Origin of the sequence: Arthrobacter arnarulunnguaqae, assembly GCF_051262515.1 — a bacterium.
In the GTDB taxonomy this organism is placed as follows: domain Bacteria; phylum Actinomycetota; class Actinomycetes; order Actinomycetales; family Micrococcaceae; genus Arthrobacter_N.
Map to the genome: position 1 here is coordinate 1 of NZ_JBIMER010000031.1, position 7,642 is coordinate 7,642.

Here is a 7,642-nt window from a genome sequence, read left to right on the forward strand (position 1 = left end):
GGCAGGAGCTTTTGGACCGTCGGCGGTCGTGCCGGCGCCGATTCCCGAACCGGCGCCGCCTGTGCTGGCCGCGGCCGCACCGCCTGTCTCGCCCGCCACCGGGGCGGCGTACTGCTCCGTGCTCTCCGCCGCCTGTGACATCGAAGTCGCCTGTGACATCAAATCCTCCTCATGCTTACGCGTCGACAACTGATATATCAGTGTTTGAACCATAGTATGATGGGGATCACAGTTGGTCAAGCGCCCGGAGGACGGACATCCGGGCCAACCCCGGGAGCCGGACTCCCGGACGTGAGGAGTGGAAGCATGAGCAGCCCAGACACGATCGTCGACGAGGAGCTCTCGCTGGCCGAGCGGGCATACCGGATCCTGCGCGATCGCCTGATCATGCTGGACATCGCGCCCGGCGAGCCCATCAACGAGGCGCGACTGGCGAACGATCTCGGGTTCGGCCGAACGCCGCTGCGCGAGGCGCTGAAGCGGCTCGAGACGGACCATCTCGTCGTCTCCTACCCCCGCCGGGGAACGTTCGCCACCATCGTCGACATCACCGAACTGGCGGCGATCTCCGAGATCCGCCACGCACTGGAGCCACTGGCCGCCCGCAGGGCCGCCCTGAACCCCCATGCCGGAATCCGCGTGGAACTGGAGCAGGTGGCCCAGGCCATCGAGCGTCTCGACACCACCCAGGGGCGGCGCGAACTCATGCAGTACGACCTCGAGGTGCACCGCCTGATCTACCGCGCGGCCGGCAACCACCACCTGGAAGAGTCCCTGGTGCGTCTGGACAACCTGGCGACCCGCATCTGGTGCCTGGTGCTGGACCGGCTGCCGTCCATCTCCGAGCACATCACCGAGCACGTGGGCCTGCTGCGCGCGATCTTGGCCGGCGACGCCGATCTGGCCGGCGACCTGGCCTCCGAGCATATCGGCCATTTCGAACAAACGGTGCGTTCCGTCCTGTAGATCGGCACGGACCCCTTGACTGTGATGGGTGTCACGGTATTGTTGAATGCAACCGGGTTGCGCTAACTGCAACTCAAGGCGCCCCGCCCCCGGCCAACGAGCTCCCCACACTCATTCCGACTGTAGAGGTCGGACATTCGAAGGGTCAGTCCGATGTCAATCCACGAGCAACAGGCAGAAAGCAAGAACCCTGCCGGCGCGCAATCAGTCCCTGCCCCAAACCCCGAACCCAGCTCCCATGGGGTTGGCCACACCGAAGACGCGCCGCCCGCCTCCCGCTGGCCGCGTCGAGGCGGAGAACTCCCCCGCTTCCGCGGGCAGACCATCCCGCCCCTGGACCGGACCATCATCAAGGTCCTGCCGCCGGTGTTGATCATCGCGGTTATCATCGCCGTCACCGTCAACCCCGTCGGCGCCGCCGAGGTGATCGGCCGGATGCGCACGTTTGTCACGTCCGGTTTCACGTGGCTTTTCATCCTGTACTCGGCCATCGCCGTCGGGGTGTGCTGTTGGCTGGCAGCCAGCAAGATCGGACGCATTCGCATCGGTGGCCCCAAAGCCAAGGCGGAGCACAGCAAGTTCGCCTGGTACTCCATGCTCTTCGCCTGCGGACAGGGCATCGGGCTGATCTTCTGGTCGGTTGCCCAGCCCATCATGCTCCGCGACGAGGTCCCACTCATCCCGGCGGGCGCCAACCCCGGCGAGGGCGGCATGGTGTGGACCTATTTCCACTGGGGCCTCACGGCCTGGGCCATGTACTGTGTGGTCGCCATCTGCCTGGCCTATTCGCACCACAACCTCGGCAAGACGCTCACGTTCCGCGAGGCGACCGTGGACATCCTCCCGAAGCGCGCGCAGCGTCCGGCCGGCGTCGTCGTTGAACTGCTGGCCATCATCGCCACGGTGCTCGGCCTCGCGACGTCCTTCGGTTTCGCCGCGCTGCAGTTCACGTCCGGCATCTCGACCTTCACCGGGGTGACCGCCGGTCCGGGCGTCTGGATCGCCGTGATCATCGGCCTCGCCGGGCTCGCCGCGATTTCGGCGTTCGTGGGTGTCAACAAGGGCATGAAGCGCATCAGCGAGGCGAACTCGATCCTCAGCATCGTCCTGGTTGCCGGCGTCTTCGTCTTCGGCCCGACCATCTACATCCTCTCCAACATCTCCCAGACCTTCGGCGCCTTCATCTACAACTTCATCCCGATGAGCCTGTGGACGGACGCCGCCGTCGCCACGGGCCCCCTGGACTCCTGGCAGGACAGCTGGAACGGCTGGTGGACGGTCTTCATCTGGTGCTGGGTCATCGCGTTCTCGCCCTTCGTCGCCGGGTTCATCGCACGCATCTCCCGCGGGCGCACGATTCGCGAGTTCGTCCTCGGCGTGACCATCATTCCGTCCCTGATCGTGATGATCTGGGTGGGTGTGATCGGCTCGGCCGCGCTCTACTACGACGACGCGACGAACCGATCGATTTCCGACGACGTTGCCGCGAACACGTCCAGCGGGCTGTTCTCCACTCTGGCGATGGTGCCGGTGATCGGCGGCGTGCTGCTGGTGGCCGCGACCATCCTCGTGGCGACCTACTACATCACCAGCCTGGACTCGGGCACGTACGCGCTGGCCGAGTTCGTCTCCGCGCCGAAGAAGGCCGGACCATGGTTCCGCGTGGTGCTGGTGCTCAGCATCGCCGCCGTCGCACTGGTGTTGCTCTCCATCGGTGGGACCGCCGTCGTCGACACGGTGCAGACCGGCACGATCATCGGCGCCTTCCCCTTCTCGTTCGTCATCCTGTTGATGATCGCGAACCTCATCCGCCGCCTGCGCAACCGCGACAAGGCGACCAAGAAACTGGAGCGTGAAGTCAACGACCCGAACCACGACGACGACCTCGTCGAGGCCGACGTCGCGCCAAGCCCGTCTCCCCAGCGGGACTAGGCACCACAACCGTGGTGGCCCCCTTGCGGGGCCACCACCGAAAAGGAGAAAACGTGGAAGCTCGCAATGAAGCGTCGCGCGGAGTCCATCTTTCCGAGCTCGATGCGCACACGTTTACGGACTGGCTGCGGACGGGTTCTGGCACGGTCCTGGTGCCAGTCGGGGCGCTCGAGCAGCACGGACCCCACCTGCCCATGGGGACGGACGCCATCCTTTCGCAGCGCATCGCGGAGGCCGCGGCGCGGGCAACGGGCTCCCTGGTGGCCCAGCCCGTCGCCTACGGCTACAAGTCCCAGCAGAAGTCCGGCGGCGGGAACCATCTGCCCGGCACCGTGAGTCTCGACGCGGCCACGCTTATCGGACTCACGCGCAACCTGGTCATGTCCCTGCTGCGGCAGGGGGTTCGGAACGTCGTGTTCGTCAACGGGCACTACGAGAACTACCAGTTCCTCTACGAGGGCATCGATCTGGCACTCGGAGAACTCGGAATCCGCGACGGCGACGATCAGTGCGTGCTGCTGCTGTCCTATTGGGACTACGTCTCCGACGAGACGCTAGGGTCCGTCTACCCGGACGGATTCCCCGGATGGGACATCGAACACGGCGGAGTTCTGGAGACCTCGCTCATGCTGCATCTGGAACCCGGGCTGGTGGACCTGGACCGCGCAGTGGACCATCCGGCCGCCGACCTGCCGCGGTTCGACCGCCTTCCTGTCGTGCGGGGACGCACTCCGGCCACGGGGTGCCTCTCCGCCCCTGCCGGCTCCGACGCGCAAAAGGGCGAGCTGCTGTTCCGGCAGGTCACTGAAGACCTCGCGCGGGACATCGCCGAGGAACTGGGCACGGCGCGCGCCGTGGGGGCCTCGACGGGCGACGCGCGGGAGTAGCCGCGGGCGGGGCACTGTCTCGGTCGAGCGGACACGGAGCCCCGGCAAGAACACGCGGAAGGGACGGAATCGGTCGACGCCGGTTCCGTCCCTTCCGCGTTTCCCGCCGTGTCCACGACGAGGTGGGGACGCTTCGAAATCAGCGATATTGAGGGCTTGACGTGACCGGCGCCACATGATGTGATGAATGCAACGCGGTTGCATTGACCGCAACGTCAAACATTGGTGGAGCAAATGTCAGAGCAACCGAGATTTCCCGAGCGGTCAACGATGCCCGCCGGGTTGGGCGCGGCCACCGCCGCTCTCCCGTCGCAGCCAGCGCCGTCCGCAGCTGGCGATGTATCTTCGGCCACCCGTCGCAAGGTGGTCGCGGCAAGCTTCATCGGCAACTTCGTCGAGTGGTTCGACTACGCCGTGTACGGCTACCTCGCAGTGACTATCACCGCGGTATTCTTCCCGGATTCGGACCCCCAGACCGGTCTCATGTTGACCTTTGGACTGTTCGCGATCTCCTTCCTGGTCCGCCCCCTCGGCGGCTTCGTCTGGGGCCACATCGGCGACCGAATCGGCCGTCGCACAGCGCTTTCCTGGTCGATCCTTCTGATGTCGCTGGCCACATTCTGCATCGCGCTGATTCCCTCTTACGCGGCAATCGGGATTTGGGCCCCGCTGATGCTGTTGGCCATGCGCGTGGTTCAGGGATTCTCCGCATCGGGCGAGTACGCCGGAGCTTCGGCGTTCCTCGTCGAATACGCTCCCGCTCACCGCAGGGGCCTCTTCGCCGCCGTCGTGCCGGCCTCCACGGCGGCAGGCCTGCTCTTCGGCTCGCTCATAGCAGCCGTCCTGACGGCAAATCTCGACAGCCAACAAATGTCCGATTGGGGCTGGCGCCTCCCCTTCCTGCTCGCTGCCCCCATGGGTCTCATTGGCCGCTATATTCGGACGAAGCTCGAGGACACCCCCGCTTTCCGCGAACTCGCGCAGGACGATGAAGCGATCAAAGCCCCCATTGGCGACCTGTTCCGGAAGCACTGGCGCGACCTGTTGCTGGCTTGCGGCGCAGTACTGCTCAACGCCGTCGGCTTCTATGTCATCCTCAGCTACATGCCGACGTACCTGTCCCAGGAGATAGGGCTGGACGCAACGCTCTCCTTCGTGGCCACCACGGTTGCTCTCGGCACCTACATCGGCTTCATCTTCCTCACCGGGATGCTCTCCGACCGCTTCGGCCGCCGCAAAATCCTGATGAGCGCCTCTGTCCTGTTCCTTCTGCTGACCATTCCGGCGTTCCAGCTTCTGGGAAGCGGAAGCTTTGTGGTGATCCTCATGGTGCAGGTCCTCCTGGGCGCGATGCTCACCCTGAACGACGGAACGCTACCCAGTTTCCTGGCGGAGATGTTCCCGACCAAGGTCCGTTACACCGGCTTCGCCGTCAGCTTCAACCTGTCCAATGCGATCTTCGGCGGCACCGCGCCGCTGGTAGCCACGTGGCTCATTGCGACCAGCGGCAGCAATCTGGCACCGGGTTGGTACCTCATGGGTGCCGCGGCGATTTCACTCGTAGCCGTCGCGCTTTCCGCCGAAACCTGCCGAAAACCCCTCCGCGACGCATGACCGCCGCCGTCCATCCCCTCGATTTTCACTTCACTGGCCCACCGCGGCCACACCCACCAAAGGAGCGCACCATGACGCTGACCACCCCGAACTCCATCGCCGAGCTGGAGCGGCTGAAGGTCCTGCACAACGGCACCAAGCAGCCGTTGACCTTCTCCGATGCCGAGTTCGAGCGCCGCCTGTCCGGCCTGCGCCGGATCATGGCCGCCAAGGAACTCGACGCCGTCATCCTGACCAGCTACCACGGCATCAAGTACTACTCGGACTTCCTCTTCACCACGTTCGGCCGCAACTACGCACTGGTCGTCACCGCCGACGCCTCCGTGACCGTGACCGCGAACATCGACGCCGGCATGCCGTGGCGCACCAGCTACGGCGAGAACATCGTCTACACCGACTGGCAGCGGGACAACTACTATTTCGCCCTCCAGGAGGCGTTGCGCCAGCGCGGCGTCACGGCGCGCCGCCTCGGCGTCGAGGACGATGCCCTCCCGGGCCTTGTCCGCGAGCGCATCCAGGCCGCATTCGACGGCGCCACGCTCCTCGACGTGTCCCAGGACGCCATGCGCCAGCGCATGATCAAGTCCGCCGAAGAGATCGAGGTCATCAAGCACGGCGCCCGCATCGGCGACCTGGGCGGCGAGGCCATCAAGGCCGCGATCCGCGAGGGCATCTCCGAGTACGAGGTCGCACTCATCGGCACCGAGGCCATGGTCCACGAGATCGCCAAGACCTTCCCGGACCGCGAAGTCCGCGACACGTGGGTCTGGTTCCAGTCCGGCATCAACACCGATGGCGCGCACAACTGGGCCACCACCCGGAAGCTCCAGCGCGGCGACATCCTGTCGTTGAACTGTTTCCCGATGACATCCGGGTACTACACGGCCCTGGAGCGCACGCTGTTCCTCGGCGAACCGGACGAGCGCAGCCTGGAGCTCTGGAACGTGAACGTCGAGGTCCACCGCCGCGGCTTGGAGCTCATCAAGCCCGGCGCGGTCTGCAAGGACATCGCGGCCGAACTCAACGAGATCTACGTGGACCGCGGACTGCTCGCCAACCGCACGTTCGGCTACGGACACTCGTTCGGCGTCCTGAGCCACTACTACGGCCGCGAGGCCGGGCTGGAGCTCCGCGAGGACATCGACACCGTCCTGGAGCCCGGCATGGTCGTCTCCATGGAACCGATGATCACCGTCATGGATGGGGAGCCCGGCGCCGGCGGCTACCGCGAGCACGATATCCTCGTGGTCAACGAGGACGGCGCGGAGAACATCACCAAGTTCGGCTTCGGACCGGAGAACAACATCATCCCCTGCTAGCCGCGGATTTTCGGCGGTAACAGCGTGGTGCGGCAGGCGATCGGCCTGCCGCACCACGGCCGCCACAAGAAGGAGCGAGATCGTGCCAACGCAGGCCACCGAGACGAACGCAGAGTCCAGGAATCCATCGGTCATCGTCAATGTGGTCCAGGTTCTGCGTTGCTTCACCACGGACGAACCAATGCTCGGCGTGACCGAGATCGCCGCACAGGTAGGGCTCCACAAATCGAGCATTTCGCGGATACTCGCGACCCTCGAGCAGGAGCGCATCGTCGAACGCGACGAACAATCTCGCAAATATCGCCTGGGCATGGGTCTGATCGCCATCGCAGGCCCGCTGTTGGCCAACCTCGACGTGCGCCGGGTCGCCTTCCCGGCACTTCAGAAGTTGGCGGAAACCACCGGTGAAACGGCCGCCCTCAACATCTGGGACGGCAACGAATCGGTGACGGTCGAACAGATTCCCAGCACCAAACAGGTTAAGCACACCTCGCCCATGGGCAGCCGATACGCAACGGCCCTCAGCGCCTCCGTACAGGTGTTCTTGGCGGACGAGGAACCGGAAAACGTGCGGTCCCTGTTGACCGACGGCACGGTCAAGATCGACGACTCGACGGCGCATTCGACCGCGGCGTACCTCGACCGGGTGGCCACCGTCCGGGACCGCGGCCATGCGTTCAACTACGGTGAAACCTCGTCCGAGGAAGTCGGAGTCGCGGCTCCCATTCGGGACCACCGCGGGCAGGTCGTCGCGGCCATTCTGGTGGCCGCCCCCTACTTCCGTGTAGCCCGCGGACAACTTCCTGAGTTGGCGCGAGCCTGCGTGGAGGCGGCCGCTGCCGTCAGTGGCCGCATGGGTTGGCAAACTCCAGACCCTGCGGCCGATGCGCTCGCAAAGTCCAGCGCATAGAACGATCCTGAATC

Annotated in this window: 6 protein-coding genes; all 6 read left to right on the forward strand. The window is 65.4% G+C overall.

The window, feature by feature from the left end; genetic code table 11:
* Nucleotides 1–306 precede the first annotated feature (306 nt).
* The 6 genes from ACHAAJ_RS15485 (at nucleotide 307) to ACHAAJ_RS15510 (ending at nucleotide 7,628) form a co-directional block, all read left to right on the forward strand.
* Nucleotides 307–966, forward strand: coding sequence for a GntR family transcriptional regulator (locus ACHAAJ_RS15485; RefSeq protein WP_435729143.1), 660 nt, complete (start codon nucleotides 307–309; stop codon nucleotides 964–966).
* Between the two features lie 153 nt (nucleotides 967–1,119).
* Nucleotides 1,120–2,898, forward strand: coding sequence for a BCCT family transporter (locus ACHAAJ_RS15490; protein WP_435729144.1), 1,779 nt, complete (start codon nucleotides 1,120–1,122; stop codon nucleotides 2,896–2,898).
* A 53-nt stretch (nucleotides 2,899–2,951) separates the two neighbouring features.
* Nucleotides 2,952–3,785 carry a creatininase gene (locus tag ACHAAJ_RS15495; RefSeq protein WP_435729145.1) on the forward strand — a complete coding sequence of 278 codons (834 nt, stop codon included), beginning with the start codon at nucleotides 2,952–2,954 and terminating at the stop codon, nucleotides 3,783–3,785.
* Nucleotides 3,786–4,055: 270 nt separating this feature from the next.
* The gene (locus ACHAAJ_RS15500; protein WP_435729148.1) at nucleotides 4,056–5,399 is read left to right on the forward strand and encodes an MFS transporter; all 1,344 of its coding nucleotides are present in this window, start codon (nucleotides 4,056–4,058) and stop codon (nucleotides 5,397–5,399) included.
* Between the two features lie 71 nt (nucleotides 5,400–5,470).
* Nucleotides 5,471–6,718 carry a M24 family metallopeptidase gene (locus tag ACHAAJ_RS15505; RefSeq protein WP_435729146.1) on the forward strand — a complete coding sequence of 416 codons (1,248 nt, stop codon included), beginning with the start codon at nucleotides 5,471–5,473 and terminating at the stop codon, nucleotides 6,716–6,718.
* Between the two features lie 82 nt (nucleotides 6,719–6,800).
* Nucleotides 6,801–7,628: an IclR family transcriptional regulator gene (locus tag ACHAAJ_RS15510; protein ID WP_435729147.1), complete on the forward strand. Its 828-nt coding sequence runs from the start codon at nucleotides 6,801–6,803 to the stop codon at nucleotides 7,626–7,628.
* Nucleotides 7,629–7,642 lie beyond the last annotated feature (14 nt).